We start from the raw sequence: 26895 nt of genomic DNA, 5'->3' as shown, positions 1-26895 counted from the left end.
TACTTTCTTAAGTCCTAAGCACTATATATTTAAATTATCAATATCTAAAATATAAAACTAAGCATTAATTTATGTAACGTATTTTTATTTATAAACCTATGCAAATATACTTATCTTTGTTTGTTCGGTTTCGTACACAACATCATTAAAATAATCATCTCTAATATTAAAGTTAATAAATTCAGGTTATTTATTAACTTGCTTTGTTATTCATATTAAATATTTTACCCTAATAGTATATAGCGGTTCTCGGTTGAGTGAGGTACACCCGTAGGGGCACGGCAGTGCCCATTGGTGTTAACTTAACGCTAAACCCGCTTGGTGAAGACATTTTGCCCTCACCCCCAGCCTCTCTCCCAAGAGAGAGGGGAGCTAGACATTCAATTCCCCTTCTCCCTTGGGAGAAGGGGTTAGGGGATGAGGGCGTGAGGGATTTACAAAACGCCTGTCTGATATAGTTTTCGGCTGAAGTTGACACGTATGGGCAGTGCCGTGCCCTTACACTTCGCGATTAATCTTGTACCGCATCTGAATGGGAACCGCTATATATAAATTGGCTATTTTTTAAGCATTAAAAGAATATTATTTTGTTACCTTGAATACACATTGTTGTAACCATTATTTGATAAACCCTAGTAAATGAAGTAATTTCTTTTACTGTTGGTTCTTGGAAATAAGTATTATAAATTTCACCCTGATGATATATATATTCTCTCAGCCTTGGTTAGGTTAAACGTTTTTTGACTGTGTGTACAATTGCTCGTAATTCAATTCATAAACCTCACGCGATCGCTTCTAATGATGCAAATCCGTGAAGCGATCGCTTTTCTCTCAATATTTCTCAAATAAAATAGGTAGTCCAGTAAATGTCAGCATTGATGTTTAAAAGTCCTAATGTTGCTTTGTAGTGGTAGCTAGCCTTAAAAAGTGGAAATTTTCTGGATTTAGGAATTGTTCACTTCTTAATGAAGTCATTTTTTCTAATTAAAATTCTGACTTTAGATGTAAAAACTCAAACTCAATCTTAAAACTACTGACAGACAATACATTGAAACCTGTGACAGATAATTGCAAGCTCCATATTAGCTACAACCTTAATTATCACTCCATTAGTCTGAGGAATTGCGAGTAATGAATACAAGTGTTTTATCAGCACCTAAGTTCCGTATCAGCTAGCGGTTACTATTTCGTAAACATCTACACACTTACCAAGAAAAAAATGGAAAACATTAACCAGGCAAAAATGATCGAGCGTTACATTGCTTTGGCTATCGGAATCATTTATTTACTTTTAGGTTTAGCTGGATTTATACCAGCTTTGGTTTCATTACCAGGAACGAGTGAATCTTTTGTTCCACTTGATGAATCTGCTGGTGCTTATTCTGCGGGCTTTGGTTATATCTTTGGTGCAATTCCCACCAACTTTTTGCATAACATTGTACGTTCCGCCGTAGGATTGTTAGGAATTACTTCTTACAACAATACTACCACTGCGCGTCTATTCAATCGTGGTTTTGCAGTTTCTTATGCTTTGTTGGCGATCGTTGGATTGTTGCCTTTTGGTAAGACATTTTTCGGCTTAATGCCATTGTTCGGCGCTAATGTTTTGCTGAATGCATTAGCAGCGATCGCAGCTGGCTACTACAGTGTTGTTATACCAGCCAAAGTGAGCGGTGTTAATGTATCGCAAAATCTTCAATAGTTACTGATAGTCTGCGGTGTCCAGGTAGGGCCATTGCAAGATGGCCCTTCTGGTTTCCAGATCAGCATATCTAAGCAAATTTGCCGCTTCTCCATGTTTTCCGTCCAAGCATGGTAGACAACATACTCAGTCTTACCATCTGGCCCAATAACGATAGAGTTATGTCCTGGCCCTCTAACAAAATTAGGAACAGACTTTAGCACCCGTGGCCCGGTTTCATTACCTGCATCAGAGTAAGGCCCCATCACGTTGTCAGCAACGCCATAATCTACACCGTAGTTCTCAGTTTCCCAGCGTCCACCACTATAAAAGCAGTAGTATTTACCTTCATGCTTACGAACGCAGGGGCCTTCTAAAGTATGCCAATCATAGATTTCACCGTACATCAAACGGTTGGCTAAAAACCGTTGCCAATCGGATCGCGCCCGTAAAACCACTTTCCCTTCACCAGCAAGCTTAGTCATGGTTTGGAGTTTCTCTACAAACAACGCTGTACCAGCACGTACTCCATCCGATGTATCTAGAAAGTCACGGGCGTAAAACAAATACCACTGTCCATCATCATCACAGAATGGGTGCGGATCGATCGCAAAAGGACAAGATTTTGGATCTACAAGTGGTTCACCAACATCTTGATAAGGGCCTAAGGGAGTATCGCTTGTAGCCACACGTAACTGATGATTCTTGTCTTCATGTCCCACAGAATAGTAGAGATAAAACTGGCGATCGCAGTAAGCAACTTCGGGGGCCCAAAAATTATCGCCAAGGGCTCGATCTGGCCGTTGTAGCGCGTTACCAACAAAATCCCAATTCACAAAATCGAAAGAGCGTAACAGAGGAAAGACACGCGATTTGTTATTGGCGTTAATATTTGGTGCATCCGCTATTTCATCTACCGTTCCTTCTGCTTCTGCTGCGCCAGTACCGATCGCATAATATACCCCTTCATGTTGCCAAACAAAGGGATCGGCAAAATAACCTTTGTAGACTGGATTAGTATAGGTTTGCATCTTAATTATCTATGGAATGACAAAAATCCTTCTTCCACTAGTAGTCCGTCAAGTTAAGTTTGCTGGGTTTGTAGTGAGGGCTTTAACGCTTAAATCAAGGATTAAAGTCCTGACTACAAACTTATTTACCAAGCATTGTTGCCTTGAAAAACTACTAGTATTTGAAATTCACGTAAGTTTCGACTTTATTCTTAGGTAAGCTTTCTACTAGCTGACACCGTAGCATCTGCTTTAGCTTTTCTGGAAGGCTTTCATAATAGTCTTGTGGGAGAGTCAAATCTACCTTTGGTGTGTGCAACCAATGCATGGCATAGCCCATGACTACCATCGGTCTTGGCTGGTTTGTCCGATTTGGGGAACCCCGATGCAGTGCTAAAGGCGATCGCACCATCACGTCACCAGGCTGCATATAAAAAGATTCGATCGGAATTTCACCACTAGCAACCTTATTTAATCCCTCTTCACGCGGTATAACATGGGTTCCACGCGCCATTTGAAACGGCCCGTTTTCTGCGGTTACTTCCACAAGGGGAAAGTTGACTGCTAGGGCGTAAAGTGGTGTAACTATGCGATCGCTAAACAATGGGCGAAAATCTCGATGAATTTCCTGATAATCTGAACCCTGGAATGGGACATCAACCCCTAACTGAACCATCACGTATTCTTGGAAAAATACGCGCTCTAGGACACCCATAATCACTGGGTTGGCAAAAACTAATTCATTAGCGAATGGATAAATCCAAGGCAAGGTTAGATAGTAGCGGGAAATTTCACGAGGAGCCAACCCACCTGGTTGATTCTGACGCTCGTGAAATAATTTTTCAAAAGCTTGTGTCCACTCGTCAATTAATTTTTGCTCAAAAACACCAGGAATGACACAAATTCCGTCTTTATTTAGTTCTTGAGCAAATCGGTCTAGGTCGGTAGCTGAATATTTCGCTATACCGCCTATACTTTGAACCATCTTTTTTATCCTCTCCAACTTAGAACTAGAGTCGTATTAATATCAGACTTCTAGGGGATTTTTTAATTGCTTGTCGATAGTAGCGCACTATTTTTAAAATTAGTGGCTGATACTAATTCTCTGTAACAATTGATTAAAATTAATTATGACGAATTACTTAACAAACTAAACTCTTTGACACTCCAGGCAATGCAGCACTATCGCCTGGTTTGAAGGCCATCTGACAGTCAAAATAGTGCAGTCAGACTCAGCAAACCAGCAATGGACACACCTGCATACCTCAGCACATCGGCAGCTTCACGGGTAAAGGCAAGTGCGACTGTCCGCCCAATTCTAGAGTTACCAATCGTGAGGATGGCGGTTTTGCCTTGCAGTTTTCCAGAAACGCGATCGGAATTTTTGCTATAGCTGTTAGTCCTTGTCAAAAAACTGTTGTCATAAATTTTTTTGATCTGTACTTGAGTGAATAGCTTTGTTCAAATCCCGCAGTAATTCTTCTTCTGCATCCCGCTCTTGCTTGAGTTCTCGAATCATTTCTTGACTATAACCAATCACAAAGCCAGCAATTGCACCAACGATCGCATATTTTTGCTCTAAATCTTTATACATTTGACTTGTGTAAGGGCAAGGGAGTAAATTAGCAGTAATAAAACCAATTCCTGCACCTACAAATGCTGTCACCAAGGCAGAAAAAGCGATTAATTTAGCGTTCATTTGCCTCGCTCCAATACTTATAACTTTGCTAAATTCTCAGGAGATACTCTACATTTTCTCAGCGCCTCTCAAAGTTAGAACTTAATCTTTATCTCTTGTAATAGAAGATAGAAGGGAAAGACAAGGAGGATGAGGGACTTCCAGCAAAAAACATTGCATCCCTGCGGGACGCTCCTCGAACGTAGGGGCGCAAGGTCTTGCATTCCTACAATGTACAAATAATTTGGGATAATTTATTTTTTGTCAATCCCTAACTCTCTATTCCTTTTTTCAATGACTCGAATCATTGGATCTGTTATCATCAACATTTTGTCTGACAATTACAGATGAATGTTGATGAGCGTTCGCTCTTGATTGTCCATCTTGATTTCCATCTGGGGATGGCGGTTGGGAGCGATTAACAGGTTTTTTCTTCAAGAAGCGTTCTTCCAAATTCTTGATGATTACGTACAGCACTGGAACAATCAACAAACTCAAAATGGTTGCTACGAGTAACCCGCCAAATAAGGCTGTTCCTAAAGACCAACGCGACGCAGAACCGGCTCCGGTGGCGATTACGAGGGGAAAAATCCCAGCAAGGAGGCGCGTCCACTACTGTAGCCCGACGCTTCTCTACCTTGTAAATCGATCGCACGGAAGCCGTTGTAATGAGAAATCACAGATGGCCCTGTAGTGGGTGTAATTTTTGCAACCTCACTCAATGGCACCATTTGGTTATTTGCCGAGCGCACATAAAGCCGCCGAATATCATCAGGCGATCGCCGATAGTTGGCATCTGCTTGAACATATACGCGGTAGCTACGCTGTCCCAAGGTAAAATCGTTAACATACTGGGAGCCAATTGCAGTTCCAAGTGTGGTGACAGCTTGTTGAAAATCGATGTTGAGTGCTTCTAAACGAGTGCGATCAAAATCAATTTGAAACTGTGGTGTACTAGCAGTAAACTGTGTAAAAACGCCAATCAATTGCTGGGTGGTGGGATCGATTAACTGAACGGGTAAGTTCGTTCGTAATTGACGCAATCGATTTGAGGGTATAGAAAGATTGAGATCCAGTGAATCGTTTTGTGTGAGGGTGGTGATTGTTTGTCCGATGTTGACATAATCTCCAACCTTGACCGGAAATTCACCGACTACGCCAGTAATGGGTGCTACCACTTGCTTGAAATTGAGGCTGACTCGCGCCGCAGCTGTGCTTGCTTGAGCTTGGCGGATATTTGCCTGTGCTTGGCGGACGGCTGCCCTAGCTGCTGCGACTTGCTTTTCGGCTGTTTGCAGGTCTGCGATCGCAGTTTGTAAATTATTTCTAGCAATGTCTGACTCTTGCCTAGCTACGGCTCCTTCGGTGACTAACTGTTGGGTACGATTGAATTGTGTCCGTTGCAGTTGAACATTTGCAGCTGCTTTGGTGCGTTGGGCTTCGGCTTGTTGTTGCTCTGCTTGAGCAGTACCCAATGCTGCTTGCACCGAACTAGCAGCCGCGATCGAACTGGTGACATTGGCTTGAGCCTGATCTAAACTCAAAGATGCGATCGGCGTACCCTGCTGCACTCGCTGACCACTCGAAACGAGAATTGATTCGATTCGACCTTGAATTTGTGGTTGTAGTGTGACTTTTTGTTGCGCCTCCAACGAGCCGACAAACTCGGAACTTTCTTCAATTGTGCCTGTGCCAATTTGCTGAAGTTTCACTGGTAATAGTGGCGGACTTTGAGCATTTGCTGCCGGATCGTTTTTTTGACAACCACTCGTCAAGGTCGTAAGCATTAGTACGATAACTAATACTGGATTTGCGAGTAATAGGCTTAAGTATTTAAGTAGATAATCAGGTTTTAGCATGAAACAAAATGCTGATTAGTTAAATCTATACACTGTATAATTTTTACGTCTCAATCGAAGGGATTAAGAAAGCCTAATGACTCTACCTTTGCCACAATAAATTTTCTATCTATATGTCTAGATATTTTGTCGATCGCACTAGATGCTTTCATCAGAATCACGGCTTTACGTCAAACAAACTCATCTCCAAAAAATCTCTGGATTCATACTACGTGAGTTCGACGGATTAAAAAAATACCAAAGATAGAGATAATTAAGTTTGTAGGGTAGATATCAAAGATTTTTGAAAATGATAAGTAAATCGGCATAATAAAAGCAACTTGTGTAAACAAAAGTAAACAAGGCTCAAACTATTTTTTCTTATGCTTCTGACCGATCGCAACGATAATTATTTAAGCCAATCTACTCAAGTCCCTGACTTTGTATCTTAAATCTGATGTTAAGAAGCAAAGTAGTCCTGACAAATGAGGGAGCATCGAACCTAATTAAAATTAATTATGCTCAATTACTTAGCAAACTAACTCTTTGACACTCCAGGCAATGCAATACTATCACCCGGCTTTGAAGACCATCTGACAGTCAAAATAGTGCAGTCGGACTTAGCAACCCACCAATGGGATACACCTGCACACCAAAGAACATAATCACCACGAGATAATAAAATTTCTCTATCTTCAAATTGCAGGCGAAATTGTCAGTGAATGAAAATTGAAAGCGTCGCAGCTTGGTTATTTACTGCCCAATCAGTTCTACTTTCACCTGCTTTGTGAACAGCCCATTTTACTTCTAGCATTTCCGTGGAACGCGGATCGTCTTCAGGGGTGATAAAGTGACCCATGAACCATCCCCAATGATTTACACCTTCAACGGCTGCGTTTCCATAAACAACTTTAGGCTGCATCACTTAACTCCAAAGAAGGAACCAAAATTTGTCCGGTGTAACCTGCTTGCTTGTATTGTTCAAGAACATGAGTTGCAATATCTTTGCTCTGGCCTGATTTAACCAAAGCTACACAAGCACCACCAAAACCTGCCCCCGTAAGTCTTGCACCATACACTCCCGGAGTTTTTTGCAGCAGTTCTACTAAAGTATCCAGTGCAGGTACGGACACTTCATAATCGTCTCTCAAACTAGCGTGGGATGCATTCATCAATTCGCCAAAGCGTTCAGATGATACTCCCTGCAATACTTCTAAGACGCGGTTATCTTCTGTAACCACATGACGGGCACGCCGCCGTAGAGGTTCGGGTAGTGTTTCTGTTACTTCGGCATCAGTAATATCTCGCAGTGCCTTAACTCCTAGCGATCGCGCCGCCTCCTCACACTCAGCCCGACGCTGGTTATAACCACTACTTGCAAGGGTACGGGGTACACCGCTATCAATAACCAAAATCTCCGCTTTCTCAGGCAAAGGCATCACGCGGCGTTCTAAAGTCCGAGTATCTAAAAACAAGATATGTTCAGTATCAGCCAAGCTAGAAGCCATCTGATCCATGATGCCGCACTGCACGCCAGCATAATGAATTTCTGCTTGCTGGGCAAATTGGGCAATTTCAACATCATCAATGGCAAGGTTCAGAAGTTGGCGTACTGCCCGCAGGGTTGCCACTTCTAAAGCCGCGCTGCTAGATAAACCCGAACCCATAGGAACCGATGATCTGACGTACACAGAAAGTGATGGTATTGTGTATCCTGCTTTTTGCAAAACCTCAATGCAGCCAAAAATATAACTGGCGAATCCAGACGGGGTATGATTGGTATCTAAAATACTCACTTGCTCGTTGAAATTTTCCGAGTAAAAGTGATGTTGGCGTAGGCGTAGCCCGCCGCCGGCATCGCTACTAAAACCCAGCTGTACCGTTGTGCATTGAGGAATCGCAGTTGGCAGAACGAAGCCATCGTTATAGTCGGTATGTTCGCCTAGTAAATTTACTCTTCCAGGCGCACTTGCTTGAGTTTCAGGTGGTTTTCCGAATAATTGTTGAAAATCCATAATTTTTAATTGTACAAAGGTACAGGTCGTAACCTTCCTTCTACCTCAACATTAGGAAAATTTGGATCAAAAGTCAGATTTTCCAATTTTCCATCCTTAAGAATCACAAAAGTATCTTCAACCTTTGCCCCTGTTAAACTGGGATTCCAAGCGACAGCAATACCTTCTGTCAAAGTATCAGTAGTAGTTGGATTGGCGACGATTTCTCGCGCTAAATATCCAGTGGTTCCTCCTTGATGATGTTCGCGGATGGCATTGGGAAATCCATGCTGCTCATAAGCCTGAGCTAGCGCGTGATAAACTGCATCGAGTGTGGTTCCGGGTTGGCACAAATTCAAAACTACTGCTTCTATTTCGCGTACATGGGAATGTAACTCGGCTCGTTCGTTTGAAAGCGCACCAAAAGAAACAAACCGAGTTAGATTTGCATACAAACCATAACCTCTAGCGCAAAACACCAGCATCGCTTGCCGTCCAATCTGTTCTCCAGTGGCTGTAGCATGACGGTATAACGGTAAACGCCTCTCACCTGCTACTAGTGTCAGCGCTGGATGCAAGCCTTTCGCCCATAACGCCTCTGCACCTGCACCCGCTAACTGATATTCTGTCCAAGTTGGCTTGGCGGCTTTGAGTACCTCTGTCATTGCAACGCTAGCTTTTTGCCCGATTTGGCGATATCGCTCTAATTCATTTGATATCATTACCCGTTTATGCATTTGTAGAGATGGGGGTAACGGCTTTTCTAAATTGGAGATGGGGCGATCGCTGATTACTTTTCCTTTGCCAGTTGCATCACGAACAAAAGACTCACGGGCAGCAGCATCAGCCCAAGGGTTGATATGCACTTTAAAATTAGCTGGTAGTTCTTCATCAATAAGTCGCTGCGCTTCAATTTCATCTGTCAATATCCAAGCATCTTCAGTAGTTACTAATACTTCTGCTACGCCAGTTTCAGCAGTAAGCAGCACGGTGCTAGAAGCGCCACCTGTTGCCCAGGCAAACCAGTCTGTACCGCGCAAACGCACACCTTGCATTTCGGTTTCACGCAAGGTTTCCCTGATTAACTCTAGTTTTTTGGAGACTTCCTCATTCATAGGAAAAACACTGATAGATACAGATAATTATCAAATTTATTTACGTCTGTCTGCGTCTGTCTGAGGTTGGTATTCAAAATGGTACAATTAATCTATGTCTACTTTTCTAACCAGTTCTCTAATTGTAAGTTAGGAATATTAGTAAAATCTTTGATGTTATTAGTCACGAGAATATCATTGCGAGAACGAACAACAGCAGCAATTAACGCATCTAATTCTCCAGTTGGTTTACCAATTTTTTTGAGTTCGCTTTGAATCTTGCCAAATTCAATAGCTGCTTCTAAGTCAAATGGTTTTATGGGTAATAGATCAGTAAATTGCTGCAAACTTTCCAGGTTATTGGACACCTGTTGAGAAAAGTAAACGCCTTTATAAAGTTCCGCAACTATAATTGTTGATAGATAACATTGGCTAAAGTAGCGATTAATTTTTTTCAATGCTTCGGGGTTTTCTTTGAGAAGTGCAATGCAAATGTTAGTGTCTAACAGATACATTAGCCGTTATCCTGATTATCAATTAAGTTTATGCTTCTACCTTGGTAAGTATGACGTTGTTGGTCAATTTCTCCAAATATTTCTGTTAAATCTGGTTGATTTTTCCATACCCCAAATAATTTATTTAATTTAGCTAATCTCTCTTCTTCTGTTAAATGTAGTTTTGGTTTGGGTATTTGCTTTTCAATAAATTCTAAGTCTATAATTATTTCTGTTCCATCGGGAATGTTATTTAGTTGCTCTAATATTTCTATATTTTGACCGCGTTTTATTCCTCGAATTTTCATGTCATTTTATCCTTTATCTTTCGATGTATCAATAAATATTAGTAGAATTTATTAGAAAAGGGTAGTTAGATTACACGTCTTCTAATACAACTTACAAATAAAATCACAACTTCATATCATGATGACGCTGTTGTACTATTACCTATCAGATTGTCTAGTTTACCTAAAACTTTCTCTTGCCATGCTTTTTCAATCTGACTGTTTAACAAGTCGTGTAAATGCCGTTGTTCAGCAGCATTAAACCATACTTGAAACGCATATATTACATCATTACGAAATCCTGAACCTTTAATAAACATACACTTATCCCAAATAGGAGACTTGATGAGTGTAGGTCTGAAAACTTGTTCACTAATTTGCTCTGAATAAGTAAGAAATTCCTGATGCCATTCATCCCAGTTTGCTAATATTTGAGTTATAAAACCTTCTGCATATTCTTTGACTAGAGAATCACCACTCAAATTTTTAAGTATTCCTTTCAATTCGTGGAAAATCCCCATAGTAGCGTTCCATGCAACAGACTTAGAACCATTACCCAGCAGAAAATACACATCAAACTTGTCTAAGGTTCCATTACGACGTATAGTTGCCCGTAGTGTGCCTGAACGAGTCTTTCGCATTTCTGGTATTAGTAGCCTCTGATGAATACTACCAAAAGATAGAGTTTTTTTATGGTAATCATTCAAGAAAATTTCTAGTGATTTACTAACTTTTTCGTATGCTTCCCCCGCATTTTTTTCTTTTTGGTTTCTAATCAGAATGTTTATCGCCTCAACTGAACTAGAAAGGCGCTGAACGTAGGTGGAACGTAATTTATCCAGTTTCTCAATTAGCATCCTGGCGACATCTGAAGGATTATCTTCTTCTGGTATAGCGTTAAAGAACAGAATTGGTATATCTTTGACATTCATTTGTTTAAGCAGTGGTTTGAGTGACCTCTTCACTTCTTCACGCTTTAGGCTATATGCCTCCTCTTTTGAATCTACTGGCTCTCCAGTTTCATTATTTCCCTTATAAGCGTCATCATTTTTCGGTAGCACAAGAATGATGACGCGCTCTTTTAACAATTTTTCAGAACCAGTTTGAATCAAGTTAGCAATCAGGTCATATATCTCACTACTTGGTGCATCCTCAAAGCTGGAACACAAAACAGTCAAAGTTCGTTGGTCGTTTAAACAGTCCATTAAATCGCGTCGAACCGCCGTACCATCCTTATCTAAACCCTTGGTATCAATAACCTGTAATTCATAGGGAGATGACTGAAATAACTCACCAGGAACAATAATATCTATTCTTTGTGGAACTGAAAACTCCTTATGGAGACCATAGTTGATTTGCTTAAAGGTTTCTTTGAGCCATTCAATTTCTGTCTGATTAGAAGTTTCCTCAAACCATATTTCTTCTCGCGTCCTTTCTGGAAGCTTTAGCATTTCCGAAACATTTAAACGCAGAGTATCTGAGTTTGAATGCTGGTTTGCTAACTCTGCAAAACTTTCCCCTTTCAATCCAGCTATATTAAATATCAGGCGCTGGACTTCTTGAGAAACTGTTTCTATAGTGATTTATGCAAGTTAATAAATTAATTTATGCATATATTTTATAATTTGACAAGGCTGATTAGCATATATGCTAAAATTATCCTGCAATACCACAAACAGTAATATGCAAAAAATCTAATTTTAGTAGTTTTTTATACTTTAACTGAATATTGGATAGAGACTAAATTAAGAAAAGACAAGAGGTTTTCGCCCCCTCCTTGCTTTCTGTTGGCATTAAATACGAAGCACTCTGGAGTACAAGCAGCAAAAAAGTCTTTAGCTGTTTTAGTGCCATTCCCCTTTATGCCGAAATCGGTTCTTCAATATTCACCACCACAGCTTGTAGTTCCTTCGCTTTCTCCTCTGGTAAAGCATCATTGGCAAACATCCCTGCTGCAAGTTCAGTGCCCGCCAGATACTTTAGCCTTTCGCTTGTCCGATATGGTGGAAAAAACTCGGCGTGTAAATGCGCTTCGGGATGCGCTAAACCGTCAGTTGGCGCTTGGAACCAAGCCATCAAGTAAGGAAACGGACGATTCCACAAACCGTCATACTTGAGAGTGACAGTTTTTAACGCTTTGGCGAGTCCCCAACGTTGTTCAGGGGTAAGATCCATAAAAGTGCTAACTGACTCTTTGGGTGCAATCCAGACTTCATAGGGGTAACGAGCGCATACCGGGACAAATGCGATCGCATATTCATCTTGATAAATAATCCGTCGATCGTCTGCAATCTCCTTCTGAATCAAGTCTTGCAGTAAACCCCGCCGATGTTTTTCATAATACTCCTGCTGCATTGACAGCATTCGCGCCGGAACAGGAGGTATAAAAGGATAGGCGTAAATTTGCCCGTGGGGATGGTGCAATGTTACACCCACCTCTACACCTTTATTTTCAAAGGGCAACACGTATTGAATTTGGGGATTTAGCCCTAGTTCGCGGGTGCGATCGCCCCACACTTCTAAGAGCAAATCTAGATGTTCCAACTCTAAGGAACTCAAGGAGGCGCTAGCATCTTGAGTAAAAACCACTACCTCACAGGCCCCATTAGCTGGTAACGTTTCCACGATGGTATCGGGTGGATTGTTGGCTGTCGGACTCATTGAGGGAAAGCGGTTATCAAACACTGCCACGTCATACTTACCTTGGGGTAGTTCCGTTGGGAACTCAGGGTTGGTAGTAGGTGCGAGGGGATTATATTCTGGGGGCGGCATGAATGTCCGCCCTTGACGGTGACTAGCATAAGCTACCCATTCGCCCCGCAAGGGGTGCCAGCGCAGGTGAGGATTAGCTTGCACTGGCTCATTACTAGGGCTAGTGGCTTCTAACTGAGTAGTAATTGGGTAGCGACTGTATAACTTGAGTTTGCGTCCGTCGGGCTTTAACAGCTTGTGGGAGTACATAATCCTTGTCCTGAAAGAGTTGCAGCGCGAATCGCCTCAATAGGAAATTTCGGGGTGCGATCGCCGTACAATAAACCGTTAGCTTCTTGAAAGGTATCAGTTAATTGTGTGTAACAGAATCCGCTAAATAGCTCAATGTTATTGACGGTTTCGAGCAGAGCAGCGTATTTCATTTCTAATTCGGAGATATTCGAGCAGTTTTCATATCCCCAAGCTTGATCGGCATTAGGTTGGTCAAGAGGGGCATAGGCGATGCCACCAAACTCGGTTAACATCACTGGTTGTCCTTGATGGGGATAGTTATCCAAGGTGAGGATACGTCCTCCAGGGCGGCTACGCTCAAATAAATCTGATATTTGAATATCCGGTCTGTAGCGATGGGCTAATCGTTCAGGCTGGCGTTCATAGTCGTGAATAGCGAGGATGTCGGTATCGGTACTTTCCCAACCATCGTTACCAATTACTGGGCGAGTCGGATCGAGAGTCTTGGTCAGATGATACATTGCTAATACGTAGTTACGATGAGCTGCCGTTTCAACCAAATTTGGCACACCCCAGGATTCATTAAACGGCACCCACGCCACAATACAAGGATGGCTAACATCTCGCTTGATAATTTCTGTCCATTCACGGGTCATACGTTCCACGGCTTTCGGCGTGAAGCGGTAAGCGCTAGGCATCTCCTCCCATACTAACAACCCTAAAACGTCTGCCCAATATAAAAAGCGGGGATCTTCAATTTTTTGGTGTTTGCGTACTCCGTTAAAACCCATAGCTTTGACGAGTTCTACATCACGTTGTAATGCTTCGTCATTGGGTGGAGTCATTAATGTATCAGGCCAATAGCCTTGGTCGAGAACTAGCCGGAGATAGTAAGGGCGACCGTTGAGCATAAAGCGATTGCGCTGGACGCTGACAGTCCGCATCGCTGTATAAGATTGCACTTCATCTAAAAGACGATCTTTATGCCATAGCTGAATTCCAGCATCTATCAGCGTCGGCTTTTCTGGACTCCACAATAATTCATTACGGCAATCGTCAATACCCGGATCGCTTAGAACAATGCGGCGGCTAATTTCCCCATTGAATACTTCATAAGTATCGCTTGCTAACACGCGATCGCCAGCGCTGAGTTTAATTTTAATTTGTACACCCGAAGTAGGTAAATTACCGGCCAGCCCAACTTCAAACCCAATTTCCCACCTTTCGCAGTCGGGAATCCAACGAAGATTACCGATATAAGTCTGACCGACGCGCTCCAGCCAAACTGTCTGCCAAATACCACTCGTGCGAGGATACCAAATACCATGAGGTTTCAAGTGCCAATCTTGTTTACCACGAGGTTTGGCGAGGTCGTGCGGATCGTCTTGCGCCCACACTGTTACCTTGGTTGTACCACTGTCATTTAAGGCATGGGTAATATCGAGACTGAAAGAGGTGTGTCCGCCTTCATGCTCGGCTATATATTTATCGTTTACCCACACACGAGCGCGATAGTCCACAGCGCCAAAATGTAACAGTAATCTGCCGTCTCCTGGTGGTGTTTCAAATTCCCGCTCGTACCAGCAGTTTGGATGAAAACCGCGATCGCTAATCCCACTTTTGGTAGATTCGGGCGCATAAGGAACTTCTATATGATGAGACCATTCGACAAAATCGCTAGGTTCGATACATTTTCCCTCGTCATCAAATGCGAATTTCCACAGCCCATTTAAAGTTTGCCAGTGTGAGCGCTTTAACAATGGTCGGGGGTGTGCTGCTGTTAAGTCCACAAAATTACTATCAGTTTTAGAGGCTAGTTTAACCTCAGGATTCTCCAAATCTAACAACAATTTCATCAAATTTCCTCCCTATCCATAACTCAATCAACCCCTGCTATAGATTAAATCCGAACCAAAATATTGGATTCCGGTATATAGCATGAGTTTTGACCCGATCGATGAAGGATCGGTTCGAGCTAGTAGCATTATATTTTTTTGTAGCCAATACTGATACCTTCCCCACTTACGTGTTGAAGTATAGCAATAAGTTTATATACCCCTAGCTCGTGACATTATGGCATATACATTACTAATCTTTGCCAAGTTAGGGACTTCCAGAAAATAAAATATATAGTTAATAATAATGATAATCATTGTTATAGGGTAGGAGAGGCTGCCGTTGGCAGCCTTTCCTACCCCAAGTTGTAGTAAATTCAATGATGATTCGATTTTGGGATGTTTGAGATGTCACTACAACTAATTCATTGAAAAAATTGTTGAAGGAAACTGCCGAGCAATTACTCATGTGCGGCCAAGCGTAAATTTATAGCACAAACAGTTGCGGCATTAGGACATGGAGGACAGTCTGTAGCAGAACAAGAGTTAGAGATGGAATCGCGTAACTATTGCAATACCTCTGCCAAATTAAGAGGGTTCTCTTCCAATCCAAAAAACTGCTTCGCATCACCAAAGTTAAACTCGATTTGAAAGCACAGTTTGTAGTAATCGATTATTTTTTCGTGTGACAACTTTAGGTCACTAGAAAATAGGATTGCATGACTATAGGAATCCGATTTGATTTATGAAAAAATCTAAGTATCTGTAGGGAAGCCAGCCGCGTGGGCGGGTTTCCCGACTTGAGCGGACTGGTGTTGTGTTATGGGGTAGCCTAACGCACCTAAATCGTTAACTGGTGCGTTAGCCTTTGGCGTAACGCACCCTACGTGTATTTCAGAAATCAAATATGAGTCCTATATGAGCATTAGTTTTAAGGTAAGGATTCAGGTGTAGTCTTTTCAAGGTGACTCGTAAAATAAGATTGTTTTTTCTCAGTACTCTCTCTCTGTACCTCTGCGGTTAAAAAGTAATTTATTTAACCACAGAGGCGCAGAGAACACAGAGTAAATAGCTTAAAGAAGAATTTATTGACTAAAATTTTACTCACCTTGAAAGGGCTAGTCCTAGACTTATAGAAAATGTCAAAAACTTGAAAGAATTTAAAGCCTTAAAACGTCAACTTAACGCCAAGTCTAATTTCCACACCACCTTAAAAACCAGCCTAACTGCGTCAAACACAATCAATTGCCCCCAATACCTACACAATCCCAAATTACACCCCGTAGCACTCCCGTATGACAAAGCTGAAGTAATTAGTAACGTTCAGGCAATTGTCAAAAGATTCACTTAAATACCTAAATAATCATTTTTAAAAGCGCGACATTTCCAGGAATTATTCATTTCACAATAATTCAAAATATTCTCTTTGCTCCCAGTTAGTCACCTGCTTTAAATAGTCTTCTGGTGGCCGATCGGCGACGGACTGCAAAAAGCGATTAATTTCACTCTGTTTCATCTTAATGATGAAGTTGATGAACTGCTGCCCCATTTTTTGAGAAAAAAGTTCGCTTTGGCTCAAATATGAAATCGCCTCTGGCAAACTTTTGGGTAAGGTCGGACTTTCTGTAGCGTAAGGTGACTCCGTTGGGGAGCCAGGGTCAAGTTTACGATCTACACCATCTAACCCAGAAATCAATTGCGATGCCATATACAGGTAGGGATTGGCTGCTGGTTCTCCAACTCGGTTTTCAATGTGGGTGGTGGGGTCATCATAACGGCCTTGTAATCTAATCATTGCCCCTCGGTTTTCCAATCCCCATCCGGCACGGTCAGGAGCTAGGGAATAAGGCTTAAATCTTTTGTAGCCGTTAATTGTCGGGGTTGTGAACACAGAAGCGGCATTGGCGTGTTTAAGAAGACCACCAACAAAATGTTTACCTAAATCTGACATTAGCGATTCGGAGTTTGCAGACATGAAAGCGTTCTCGCCTGTGGTTCGGTCTACAAGGGATTGGTGCAAATGCCAGCCATTGGAAGAAGAACCTTGCAATCCTGGACGACACATAAATGAGGCGATGTAACCTTGTTGACGGCAGATTTGCTTGGTCGCCATTCGGAATATCATCATTGTATCCGCAGCTTGCAATGCTGGAATCGGGTCAAAGGTAAATTCAAATTGACCGACACCTCCTTCGTTTTCTACACTTCTTAAAGGCAATCCCATTTCAACCAAGTTTTCTGCCAGAACACATAGCAAATCGTGAATCTCTGGATTGTGGGATTCTAAAAGGTATTGGAAGCTATGCTCTACAGCACTAACTTTGGCAGGTTCACCAGGTTTTCCAGAAGTACCAACATTAGCGATCGCTAACATCGGATCTTCTAACTTTGCCAGATACCACTCAACTTCTAAGCCGATAATATGCTCTAACCCTCTTTGATGTAACTCTACCAATGATTGGCGCAAAATACCGCGACTGGAAAAGGGCATTGCCTGACCATTTTGAAAGTACTCGTCACAGAGAATAAAGCCAGTACGTTTTGCCCAAGGCAGAATTTTGAAGGTATCAGGGTCAGGAACAGCTACAAGATTTGGCGCACCTGTCATCAAAGGCATATCTAAACTACCGCCAGGAACAAACGGGTTAAATACTATTGCACCACCAGTATCAAACAGGAATGTCCCTGTGCTGATTTGCATACCGTTTTCTAAGGCGCTTAAAAACGTTTGAGGTAAGAGCGACTTGCTGCGAACAATGCCATGCTGGTCTGACCAAGCAGTACGAATCAACAGTAGATCCTGTTCTTTAACAACAGCCTCGATCTTTTCAGATGCTGATTTTTGGATTTCTGTCCACAAGTGATGACGCTCAATAAATCCAGGTCTTTTCATTGCACACGAAAGAAAATATTTTAATGTTACTAATTATTCGGCTAGTACGCGATCGCTACCTAACAAAATGGACAATACTTATAGTGGGAATAAAAGTAAAACGAGTGAGGTACAACACTAGGGCTAAGTCTGTGATGTACTTCATCCATATCGAAACCTAATTATTAGTTTTTCAATTTTTTGGAGGAGAGAAAAATGAAGAAGTTCGCCAGTTTAATGATTGTCGGGGCAGTATTGTCGATTACTGCGCCAGCCTTTGCTGAAAATCGTGCGGTTAATATCAGTATTGGCAGTATTGGTGGTCCCTTAGATAATGCCGCTTTGCAAGCAATTCGCCAAGTTATCGGGTTTGCAGTCGGTACAAGCACCGTCGATAAATTCATTGTATATAGTCCCAGGGCAGGATCTATTCCCATCGAAGGAGGTTTATCTGCTTGTGCTGAAGCTGGCTTCGGCATAAGCAATACAAGATTTAATGCTTTTATTCAGGAATTGCGTTCAATTAATCCCAAATCAGGGACTTTCTACAATCTAGAACTTACCGCAAGCTGCAAACAAAAATAAGACGTTTGCACTCAAGCGCGGTAGGATGGGCTGAGGTACGAAGCCCATCCATTGAGTTATATATACAATAGTCTAAGTACTTCCCGCTTAGTCACCCAGTAAAGACATAACCTCCTCTAGTTTCTGTTTCGCCTTGTACAGGTTGATAAGCTTCTCCTGTTTCCATCTAGCGGGTGACTGCATTCTCCTACCTTCCAGGGAGATTTTAATCAGTGCTGCTTGCTCATCAGTGGGTGAATTCATCTCATCTATAGCGTTACTCAGTGCTTGCATAAAAGCAAAAGCAGGAGGTTTTAATCCTTTACCTGCCTCAAACTGGGATAACGCCATTTGAGGGAATACCATCAATGATGTAATCCACGAAGTCTTGTACCCTTTATTCCCGGTTGGTTTGATGCCGTAGCGTAAGCATAAGTCATGAAGTTCTTTGATGGTTTTGATTTCGAGTTCTGAACGTGTGAACATAGAGTTACCATTTCCAAAAAAGTGGTATCGGTGGTGAACTGTTTTGCTGACTGGTATCGCCACCGATTAAAACTCTATTTCGATGCTTGCTCCGAAACAAGCTATATTTACATATCTCAACAATGTCTAACCGTAAAGGTAATCCTCAAAATTTTGACAACCAACCAAGTAGAGATTTGACTGAGAATGTTACTTTCAGGGCTACCAAGGAAATGAAGGAAGAGATACAGAAGCAAGACAATCCAGCACAATTCTGTAGGGATGCCGTGCAAAAGGCACTAGATGAGAAGAAATAGAATCGGTAGGTTGGTACAATTGCATGGAATTACACATACTTTACTCATTAAGTGAGCATTTTAAGGAGAGTAATGACTAAAAAGGCTATTACTGCGTGCAAAATGCTTACCTCTAAGAAAGCCTGTATTAGCTCCAGGACAAATATACTGGAGAGTTTCTGGTGTAAAACGTTCTAATAATAATCGAAGGCTCTGAATTTGCCTTGGCCAGTGAAAGGTTTTAGCTGTCCGTAATGGTACTGCTTGACCATGCTGGTTAGGGAGTAAATGGCGACCAGAAAACAATATACCCCCAAGTTCGCTGTAGTAGAGACAAGATGAGCCGGGAGAATGACCTGGTGTCCAAATTACTTGTGTTGTAGCATCAAGAGTAAATTCTTGCCTAAAGGTAGTTACGGTTAAGCCTGGTAATAAATACACTTCTTGCTCTTGAATTAGCACCTCGCAGCCAAAGGCTTGCTGAAATTCAGCAGTCTTGCCAATGGCGCCGCGATGGGTGATAAATAAGCAACGCACGCCTCCATGCGATCGCAAAAAATCTTGATTTGTTTTTTCTAGTGCAGGGCAATCTATGAGGATATTGCCTTCATTTCTTACAATAAAATAAGAGGTTCCCCCTAATGTGTCCCGATTGGGTGGAAAGGCAAAAATGCTCTCTTGTGCGAAGTTCGATTGCAGAGAACCTGTGCTGAGAACTTCGTCAGGGAAGACAGCCCGTGGCGGCTTAGTTGTATGACTTGGCTGTTGAGGTAAAGGGCACATAATCAAAGAACCGAAACTGAGGAGTTGTGGACAATTTGATTACAGTGCGGAAATTCTCAAGAATTGAAACTTGAGCGTTAACCAGCACTGTTAACCGTTGTGAAAAAAATTGGGATTTGAGGTCTGCCTTGTAGTTAATGCTATGGTGCTGAAGCTACTGGTGGGGCGTTTTGTCAAAATTACTGAAGATAATATGGCATTTTGGTTTCTGTTTATCCTCCTGCTGGGGCTAGCTACTTATCTCATGGTGCAGCGCAGCGTTGCTCACATCACCCGAACACCAGTATGGTTGTTGTGGCTGGTTTTAATGACACCAGCATTCCTGTTGAGTGGATGGACGCTAATCTACGGAGCGAAACAATCTCCACCGCCAGAGTTGATCCTCTGGTCAGTATTTGTCTGCACAGTCTTATACTGGGTATTGTTTCAATGGGGACGTCAAATACCAAGAGATACACAGACCGAAGCCCAAACCCAACCCTCAGAATCACAACCAACTATCCAGCCTACCCCAGAACCAATAGTGCGTCCCATTGAACCAACGGAAGAAACCCAACTGCGAAATTGTTTTCCTTGGTCTGTATACTACATTCAAAATATTGAGTATCGACCACAATCTGTGATTTGTCGGGGGCAGTTGCGAACTAAAGCTAGCAACGCTTACCAGCAGATTAAAACTAATATTGAAGCACAATTTGGCGATCGCTTCTTGCTGATTTTTCAAGAAGGCTTCAATGGCAAACCTTTCTTTGTGCTGGTTCCTAACACTCAAGCAGCTAAACAGACAAATACACCACGACGCAACCAGGAACAATTAACTCGACCAGGATTAGCGCTGATGCTGCTAGCAGCTACTTTGATCACTACTACCTTGGTGGGAGTGCAAAATGCTGGTGTTTCTCTGCCGCCTATCTGGCAAATTGGATCTTTGTTCAAACTTCTATCTAACCCAGATGTTCTATTCAAAGGATTGCCTTATGCTTTAGGACTGATGACTATTTTAGGCATTCACGAACTTGGGCATTATTTGACAGCTAGATTCTATAAGATTCGCTCGACGTTGCCTTACTTTATTCCTGTACCTTTCTTTTTGGGAACTTTTGGTGCATTTATTCAGATGCGTAGTCCCATTCCTAACCGCAAAGCTTTATTTGATATTAGTATCGCTGGGCCACTTGCAGGTTTTGTTGTTACTTTGCCATTACTAATATGGGGTTTGGCTCATTCTGATATAGTTTCCCTGACTGAAAAAACCCAACTTTTAAATCCTGATGCCCTCAATCCCAAGTATTCAATTTTACTGGCTATACTCTCGAAGTTAGCTTTGGGAAGTCAGTTAACAGCAAAATCAGCCCTTGACTTGCATCCAGTTGCAGTAGCAGGTTTTTTAGGACTAGTTGTCACGGCATTAAATTTGATGCCTGTGGGACAACTAGATGGAGGTCATATTGTCCATGCGATGTTTGGACAACGAACTGCGATCGTAATTGGTCAAATTGCTCGCGTGTTGTTGCTGTTACTTTCTTTAGTACGAGAAGAATTTTTGGTGTGGGCGATTATCTTATTATTTATGCCATTGATTGATGAACCTGCACTGAATGATGTCACTGAATTGGATAACAAACGTGACGTTTGTGGGTTACTGGCAATGGCTTTGTTGATTGTAATTATTCTGCCATTACCGCAGGCGATCGCTAACTTTTTGCAAATTTAAAAAGTAAAGATATCAACGATCGCATTCTCAAGCTTTATCGTTTTGCTAATTCTGGAGTCCGCCCCTTTAAGCCAATCATCAATTTCAGCATAAATACTTTTAATACAGGCACTCGCTGCAAAAACCATAAACCCAAACGACGAACCACCACCACAGGGAAGAAATTATTAGAGAACATCCGATCTAACAAATCGGTGAAACCTAAAATTGTCAAATTCTCTAGCTGGCGCCAGCGTTCATAACCTTTGAGAATCTGAATATCACCAATATCTTTACCTGCCTTATGCGCGGCTTGAATTACTTGCGCCAAAGCTGCGGCATCCCGAATACCCAAATTTAAACCTTGTCCGCCGACGGGATGGCAATTGTGTGCCGCGTCACCAATTAATGCTAGTCGGGGGAGAACGTAGCGATCGCTTTGCATGAGTTGCACTTGAAAAACAAAGCGATCGCCTAGTAATTCTAATTTCCCCATCTGATCGCCATAGCGGCGGCTGAGTTCTGCCAAAAATTGCTCGTCATTTAAAGCACACAAAGCTTTTGCTTCTTCATGGGGCGCTGTCCAGACAATACGGCAACGGTTCCCTGGTAAAGGTAAAATCGCAAAGGGGCCGCTAGACCAAAATCTTTCGTAAGCAGTGTTATCGTGGGGTTTTTCTGGTTTGACAAATGCCACGATGCAAGATTGCCAATATTTCCAGCCAGAGGTTTTGATTCCAGCCGCTTGCCGAATTGGCGATCGCGATCCATCTGCTGCTACAACTAATTTGCTCTTGACTGTCTTTAGTTGATCGGCAATTTTAATATCAATGGCGACTATATGCTGCTGGTATTGCGTATTTACCACTTCCGCCGGACACAAATAAGTCACGTTGGGGCAATCTTGGACAAAATCTTGCAACGGCTGCAACAGCGCTTGGTGTTCTGCGACATAACCCAACTCTGGGGTATTTATATCATCTGTGGTAAATTCCACCACATCGGGATAATCGGCATCAGAAAGACGAACTCGGCAATACTTGGCGATTTGCGGCAACATTTTGTCCCAAACGCCAATTCCTTGATAAATTAGCGACGAAAGCTGATGAACTGCATAAGCTTGTCCCTTCGCTACCGCCACTGATGCGACTTTCGCCTCAATTAGCAAAATACTCAAACCAGAATCTTTTAAAGCAGAGGCTAGAGTTAACCCAATAATCCCACCGCCGACAATTACCAAATCATATTCATATCCCCGCTCATTTGACGGTGTTGGTTGAGGGGAAAGAGTTTGCTCAAGCTGCGTTGGGGTCATTATTAAGTTAGGTTACAGCGTCTAACTCTTATTTTGACGCGATCGCGCCTCCTAGAGCAAGTTAACAATTTAAAATTATATCCAGAACCCTTATAGAGACGCGAATTTTCGCGTCTCTGCAAATTTTCGCGTCTCTACAAATTATTTGCTGACTCGATAGATTGGTCTAACCTGACGATAAGTATTAAGTAAGCTCAAAAATTTCTGACCATCAAAATTTATTGGGTCAACTTTTTTACCAGAACGGTCTACTAAATGATGCGTAGTGATGCGATGATCTGGAACTTGACTTTGAGCAATTAACCAAGCAAGAGAATGATATTGAGTTTCCGTGTAGCCGCTATGGGTTTGTTGGCTGCTAGCATCATAACTATCTGGCGGTGTTTCCAAAGAGACGTGATAAGCAAAATTATTCACAGACGCCGGCAAATTCGGATTAGTCTGCACAGTTTCCACTCCCTCGGAATTCTCAAATACTGAGTTAGCCGCACCGAAAGCCCGCTTTTCTGGCGGTACTAAATAAACCACTGTTCCGTCTAACTTGACTAAAGCGTGGTAACTTGCTTGCACACTTTCATCAGTATGAGCTACTTGAAAAAAATTAACTGCGCTAGAAGCTGAATAACCAGTTTCATGGAGGACGATAATTGGTTGATTGTGGAGAGTTACGCCGTTAACATCTTGAACATACCGTTCTCCATAGTTACTTGGATCAACCGAAGCAACTTGATAATTAGGTCTGTACTGTGCAAAAGCTTGAGTAGTTATATACCTTGCTACAGTTTTGTTAGTCTTGACTGGAGACTTGATAACATTTTGAAATTTCTTCTCTGGCTCTTTCGCTGATTGAAATTGCGCCTGGGGATATTGACTGAAAGCTGTAACCTGTGGATTGGATGTACGGGATATTGTCGGATTGTTGTGTAATTTTGTTGCTCGTCCAATTAGCAGCACTACTATTAGAGTGGCGAACATCAGCCAGATTAGTAGCACCCTAGTCACCCAGTCTGTAAACTTCATTTTTCTAATACCCGTAAAACCGTAGATATTAATTTATAGCTAAACTGGCGTGTCAGTTGTAGAGGCGCACTTCTGTAAACCCCTACCGCTTATGGTATCCAAATAGTAATCGCTATAATACCTTAATTCTAGTCAAATATACCCTATTAATATATATAAGAATCCTAAGTAATTGTTTTAAATGCTTCCTCTGTCATGGAGCTATTTAAATACTCTCAAAACTATTGCTGCTGGTTTAGGGAATAGTTGATGAATTGTTTCTCTACAATTCAATATCGCAATCTCAAATCTGATTGATATGGTTAGCGTTTATACTCTGCTGCGTGATGTTCGCATAGCCAGAGGTAATGTCCCTCTGGAGTCAAGACTTTCTTTAATCCACCCCAGTGCTGCTGGGGATCTTTTTCTTCTAAAAGTTGACGCAAGGCACGCAAAGCTGCACCATCAGCGCGTTCTGGATCTAAATCTTCACCTCTAGCAATGTCTGCTAATTCTAAATCTTCAGATTGTTTGAGTTCAGGTAATTTTGCTGCTACTTCTTTAAATAGTTCTAAGTCATTTTTAAATAGCGTTTCATATTCTTTGGGATCTATAACACCCAGCCAAGGGCCAATTATCGGGGCGGCATATTTCAAGACTTTGAATAAGTTACCAATATAAGGTGCAGTTACTCTCAGCCATTTGGCAGGTTCATTTATTTCATATAAACCGCCTTCTTGGGTGGGATGCCAACAGCCTGGTGCTTGGCAATAGAGTTGTAAATCTAATTTCTGTCCGGTGAGATTTTTTTGCCAAACTTTAGTGCCATGAGGACGCAGCATAAAAACATTGGGACAATGAGCATCTATCATTGCTTGTTCGCGGCGGAATGCATTGGTAAATCCCCGTTGCGTCAGTTCTAGGAGATTTTTGAATTCACCGAGAATTACTGCTTGTCCGTCAACAACTTTTGTTTCCAACTGGTCAATGCGTTCTAGGACTGCATTTTGGGTATTCCAGTTTAAGCCATATAAGAGTTCTGGCACTGATACATCTTCCATAGCTTCTGGACATTCAATTGTTCCTTTCTTTTTTTCCCAGCGTTGCGATAGTTGTTTATAGTCAAATTCGTGGGTACATGGTTGACCATTATGACCAAGACAGGGAATTGTGCGTTTAATATCTAATCCGGGAAACCTGGCGAGAGTGACTTCGATGCCATCTCGAAGCAGGACAAAGAAATTTAGCGGGTTAGGGCCTCGCACTATTAATTTAATATAGCGATCGCTTTTAACAGCTTCCACTAATGCTAAATGTTCTTGCTCATAAGCAAATAAAACACCGTTACGCCAATGGATGCCAGTTGTGAAGCGGTGTTGACGCGCAATAAACCAAGTGGGAATCCCCGCAGGAATGGTATTGAGTTGGAATTTCATCGAAATTTCATGGCACTCACTTGTTTGTTTAATTTGCTGCCATTTCTGTTCATAATTAGGCGCGTCGAGGGGCAAACGTTCCACCACCAGACTGAGATCCCGGTTTTCTTGAGTGCGGTAGGAAAGGTCAAAACGCTCCATGAGGCGCAAAAAGTGATCTTGCATGGATGGCTCTAAGTCGCGCCAAAGTTGAGCCATTTCTTGACGGGTGAAAATGCCCTTGCGGTTAATTACGTCTTCGCTTTCCAGCACTTTGCTGATATATTCAGTTACCCACTGGGGCTTGAGAATAACGGTATCGTTAAGTTCTTCGTTGTCTTGGAAGTAAAGAATTTCACCTAATTCATGCAGCCATCGTGCCAGCACTTCCTTACTGATCTCAGCAACTTGGGAATCAGCCATGATGTCCCACAATTGCTGCGGTGTGATTTGTTTTTTCGGCTGGGTGCGGATGGCATTGGCAGCATTTAGCCAGGTGGTAGGCCAGATTTCCCCCATTAAAGGTAACTTAGCGGCTGCTTCAGCAATTGCTTGCCGCAGTTCTTCAACTCCTCGGATGAATTTAGAGCTAATTTTACAGTGTTTGATAATCTGGGGGTACTTGTCGCATAATTCTTTGAGGGGAAGGTCTGCATCTCGTTCATCGATGTGGGTGGCGACAAGTAAAATTGGGGATTCTGGGGCTAAGGCTTTGATAGTATCCAGCCAGTAATAGAGTTTACCTTGCTCAAATCCTAGTCGAGCATTCCAGGCGAGTAAAAATAGGGAGCGGTTGGTGAGAAAGAATTGATGGGTAGCATGATAGATTTCCTGTCCGCCGAAATCCCAGGTTTTCAGATGCATTGTAGTACCTGCTTTTCCGGGATGGGTTAAATCGAGCCATTTAATTTCAATACCATGAGTAGTGGATTCCTGCGTGTCGAACTCTTCACCGCGTAATGCTCTTAACAAGGATGTTTTACCCACTCCTCCTTCACCGACAACTAGCAGTTTAGAAACCCACTGCCGTAGGCTACCCTCTAACCTTTCTCGAAGATAAGTGAAAATTGCCTGCATTCCTTGCTCGACAATCTCAGGCGGTGGCGAGGTTAATGGATTGTTATCGAGGACTAGCCTTCTCAAGTTGGAGAGTTGGCTGAATTCTGGCGGCAGGCTGCTGAGTTGATTGTTATCGAGGTATAGCCTTGTCAAGTTGGAGAGTTGGCTGAATTCTGGCGGCAGGCTGCTGAGTTGATTGTTATTGAGGTATAGCTCAGTTAAGTTGGAGAGTTGGCTGAATTCTGGCGGCAGGCTGCTGAGTTGATTGTTATCGAGGTCTAGCCTTGTCAAGTTGGAGAGTTGGCTGAATTCTGACGGCAGGCTGCTGAGTTGATTGTTATCGAGGGATAGCCTTGTCAAGTTGGAGAGTTGGCTGAATTCTGGCGGCAGGCTGCTGAGTTGATTGTTATCGAGGTATAGCGTTGTCAAGTTGGAGAGTTGGCTGAATTCTGGCGGCAGGCTGCTGAGTTGATTGTTATCGAGGGATAGCGTTGTCAAGTTGGAGAGTTGGCTGAATTCTGGCGGCAGGCTGCTGAGTTGATTGTTATCGAGGGATAGCGTTGTCAAGTTGGAGAGTTGG

25 protein-coding genes and 2 pseudogenes are annotated in these 26895 nt (G+C 42.3%); 5 read left to right on the top strand and 22 right to left on the bottom strand.

All coding sequences use genetic code 11. From position 1 onward, the window contains the following. The first annotated feature begins 1219 nt into the window (after nt 1-1219). Entirely contained in the window at nt 1220-1702 is a 483-nt protein-coding gene (locus V7K41_RS29050; protein WP_334853860.1) for a DUF4383 domain-containing protein, read from the top strand. Here the strand turns inward: V7K41_RS29050 and V7K41_RS29045 are convergent. The 15 genes and pseudogenes from V7K41_RS29045 to V7K41_RS28975 form a co-directional block, all read right to left on the bottom strand. Beyond that, nucleotides 1696-2712 carry a glycoside hydrolase family 43 protein gene (locus V7K41_RS29045; RefSeq protein WP_334853859.1) on the bottom strand — a complete coding sequence of 339 codons (1017 nt, stop codon included), beginning with the start codon at nt 2710-2712 and terminating at the stop codon, nt 1696-1698. The genes V7K41_RS29050 and V7K41_RS29045 overlap by 7 nt on opposite strands. A gap of 154 nt (nt 2713-2866) precedes the next feature. After that, entirely contained in the window at nt 2867-3676 is an 810-nt protein-coding gene (locus V7K41_RS29040) for a phytanoyl-CoA dioxygenase family protein (RefSeq protein WP_334853858.1), read from the bottom strand. A 227-nt stretch (nt 3677-3903) separates the two neighbouring features. Further along, nucleotides 3904-4101, bottom strand: coding sequence for a hypothetical protein (locus V7K41_RS29035; protein ID WP_334853857.1), 198 nt, complete (start codon nt 4099-4101; stop codon nt 3904-3906). A gap of 10 nt (nt 4102-4111) precedes the next feature. Next, nucleotides 4112-4390 (bottom strand): hypothetical protein, encoded by a 279-nt coding sequence (locus V7K41_RS29030; protein WP_334853855.1) that lies wholly within the window; start codon nt 4388-4390, stop codon nt 4112-4114. Between the two features lie 270 nt (nt 4391-4660). Continuing rightward, nucleotides 4661-4867: a hypothetical protein gene (locus V7K41_RS29025; RefSeq protein ID WP_334853854.1), complete on the bottom strand. Its 207-nt coding sequence runs from the start codon at nt 4865-4867 to the stop codon at nt 4661-4663. Nucleotides 4868-4885: 18 nt separating this feature from the next. Continuing rightward, nucleotides 4886-4945 (bottom strand): annotated as a pseudogene (locus V7K41_RS29020) (hypothetical protein); the annotation flags it as partial. After that, the gene (locus tag V7K41_RS29015) at nt 4945-6156 is read right to left on the bottom strand and encodes an efflux RND transporter periplasmic adaptor subunit (protein ID WP_334853853.1); all 1212 of its coding nucleotides are present in this window, start codon (nt 6154-6156) and stop codon (nt 4945-4947) included. The gene V7K41_RS29015 and the pseudogene V7K41_RS29020, both read right to left, overlap by 1 nt. Before the next feature lie 766 nt (nt 6157-6922). Further along, nucleotides 6923-7129, bottom strand: coding sequence for a hypothetical protein (locus tag V7K41_RS29010; RefSeq protein ID WP_334853851.1), 207 nt, complete (start codon nt 7127-7129; stop codon nt 6923-6925). After that, nucleotides 7119-8222: a galactokinase gene (galK, locus tag V7K41_RS29005; protein ID WP_334853850.1), complete on the bottom strand. Its 1104-nt coding sequence runs from the start codon at nt 8220-8222 to the stop codon at nt 7119-7121. The genes V7K41_RS29010 and galK overlap by 11 nt, the downstream gene beginning before the upstream one ends. A 5-nt stretch (nt 8223-8227) precedes the next feature. Next, nucleotides 8228-9316, bottom strand: a complete 1089-nt coding sequence (locus V7K41_RS29000) for a M24 family metallopeptidase (RefSeq protein WP_334853849.1) — start codon at nt 9314-9316, stop codon at nt 8228-8230. Between the two features lie 98 nt (nt 9317-9414). Next, the gene (locus V7K41_RS28995; protein WP_334853848.1) at nt 9415-9810 is read right to left on the bottom strand and encodes a type II toxin-antitoxin system VapC family toxin; all 396 of its coding nucleotides are present in this window, start codon (nt 9808-9810) and stop codon (nt 9415-9417) included. Continuing rightward, entirely contained in the window at nt 9810-10097 is a 288-nt protein-coding gene (locus V7K41_RS28990) for a hypothetical protein (RefSeq protein ID WP_334853847.1), read from the bottom strand. The genes V7K41_RS28995 and V7K41_RS28990 overlap by 1 nt, the downstream gene beginning before the upstream one ends. 116 nt (nt 10098-10213) lie before the next feature. After that, a complete protein-coding gene (locus V7K41_RS28985; protein ID WP_334853846.1) occupies nt 10214-11527 on the bottom strand; it encodes a hypothetical protein in 1314 nt (437 codons plus the stop codon). A 409-nt stretch (nt 11528-11936) separates the two neighbouring features. Continuing rightward, entirely contained in the window at nt 11937-13037 is a 1101-nt protein-coding gene (galT, locus tag V7K41_RS28980; RefSeq protein ID WP_334853845.1) for a galactose-1-phosphate uridylyltransferase, read from the bottom strand. Next, on the bottom strand, nt 13016-14875 hold the full coding sequence (locus tag V7K41_RS28975; RefSeq protein ID WP_334853841.1) for a glycoside hydrolase family 2 protein: 1860 nt from the start codon (nt 14873-14875) through the stop codon (nt 13016-13018). The genes galT and V7K41_RS28975 overlap by 22 nt, the downstream gene beginning before the upstream one ends. A 407-nt stretch (nt 14876-15282) precedes the next feature. On the opposite strand from V7K41_RS28975, the pseudogene V7K41_RS33040 reads away from it, so the two are divergent. Further along, nucleotides 15283-15425, top strand: a pseudogene (locus V7K41_RS33040) (ISAzo13-like element ISMae28 family transposase); the annotation flags it as partial. Between the two features lie 184 nt (nt 15426-15609). Here V7K41_RS33040 and V7K41_RS28965 read toward each other — a convergent pair. Both V7K41_RS28965 and V7K41_RS28960 read right to left on the bottom strand, forming a co-directional pair. Then, nucleotides 15610-15759, bottom strand: a complete 150-nt coding sequence (locus V7K41_RS28965; RefSeq protein WP_334853839.1) for a hypothetical protein — start codon at nt 15757-15759, stop codon at nt 15610-15612. 497 nt (nt 15760-16256) lie between these two features. Beyond that, a complete protein-coding gene (locus tag V7K41_RS28960; protein ID WP_334853838.1) occupies nt 16257-17747 on the bottom strand; it encodes a glutamine synthetase family protein in 1491 nt (496 codons plus the stop codon). Between the two features lie 195 nt (nt 17748-17942). Here V7K41_RS28960 and V7K41_RS28955 point away from each other — a divergent pair, with 195 nt between their 5' ends. Beyond that, entirely contained in the window at nt 17943-18311 is a 369-nt protein-coding gene (locus V7K41_RS28955; RefSeq protein WP_334853837.1) for a hypothetical protein, read from the top strand. Nucleotides 18312-18398: 87 nt separating this feature from the next. Here the strand turns inward: V7K41_RS28955 and V7K41_RS28950 are convergent, their stop codons facing one another. Further along, nucleotides 18399-18776 (bottom strand): hypothetical protein, encoded by a 378-nt coding sequence (locus V7K41_RS28950; RefSeq protein WP_334853836.1) that lies wholly within the window; start codon nt 18774-18776, stop codon nt 18399-18401. Nucleotides 18777-18898: 122 nt separating this feature from the next. On the opposite strand from V7K41_RS28950, the gene V7K41_RS28945 reads away from it, so the two are divergent. Then, nucleotides 18899-19072 carry a hypothetical protein gene (locus V7K41_RS28945; RefSeq protein WP_334853834.1) on the top strand — a complete coding sequence of 58 codons (174 nt, stop codon included), beginning with the start codon at nt 18899-18901 and terminating at the stop codon, nt 19070-19072. A 60-nt stretch (nt 19073-19132) separates the two neighbouring features. Here the strand turns inward: V7K41_RS28945 and V7K41_RS28940 are convergent, their stop codons facing one another. Beyond that, nucleotides 19133-19834, bottom strand: a complete 702-nt coding sequence (locus tag V7K41_RS28940; protein ID WP_334853832.1) for an MBL fold metallo-hydrolase — start codon at nt 19832-19834, stop codon at nt 19133-19135. Between the two features lie 193 nt (nt 19835-20027). On the opposite strand from V7K41_RS28940, the gene V7K41_RS28935 reads away from it, so the two are divergent. Beyond that, a complete protein-coding gene (locus V7K41_RS28935; RefSeq protein ID WP_334853962.1) occupies nt 20028-21548 on the top strand; it encodes a site-2 protease family protein in 1521 nt (506 codons plus the stop codon). Between the two features lie 34 nt (nt 21549-21582). On the opposite strand, the gene V7K41_RS28930 is transcribed toward V7K41_RS28935, so the two are convergent. The 3 genes from V7K41_RS28930 to V7K41_RS28920 form a co-directional block, all read right to left on the bottom strand. Continuing rightward, nucleotides 21583-22842, bottom strand: a complete 1260-nt coding sequence (locus tag V7K41_RS28930; protein WP_334853831.1) for an FAD-dependent hydroxylase — start codon at nt 22840-22842, stop codon at nt 21583-21585. 141 nt (nt 22843-22983) lie between these two features. Further along, the gene (locus V7K41_RS28925; protein ID WP_334853830.1) at nt 22984-23862 is read right to left on the bottom strand and encodes a peptidoglycan recognition family protein; all 879 of its coding nucleotides are present in this window, start codon (nt 23860-23862) and stop codon (nt 22984-22986) included. Nucleotides 23863-24164: 302 nt separating this feature from the next. Continuing rightward, nucleotides 24165-26895, bottom strand: a 2731-nt coding sequence (locus V7K41_RS28920) for a COR domain-containing protein (RefSeq protein ID WP_334853829.1), incomplete at its 5' end; no start/stop codon positions are given.

Source organism: Nostoc sp., assembly GCF_036917415.1.
In the GTDB taxonomy this organism is placed as follows: domain Bacteria; phylum Cyanobacteriota; class Cyanobacteriia; order Cyanobacteriales; family Nostocaceae; genus Nostoc.
The sequence above is the reverse complement of the archived record's forward strand: the minus strand, read 5'-3'. Positions and strand labels throughout refer to the sequence as shown.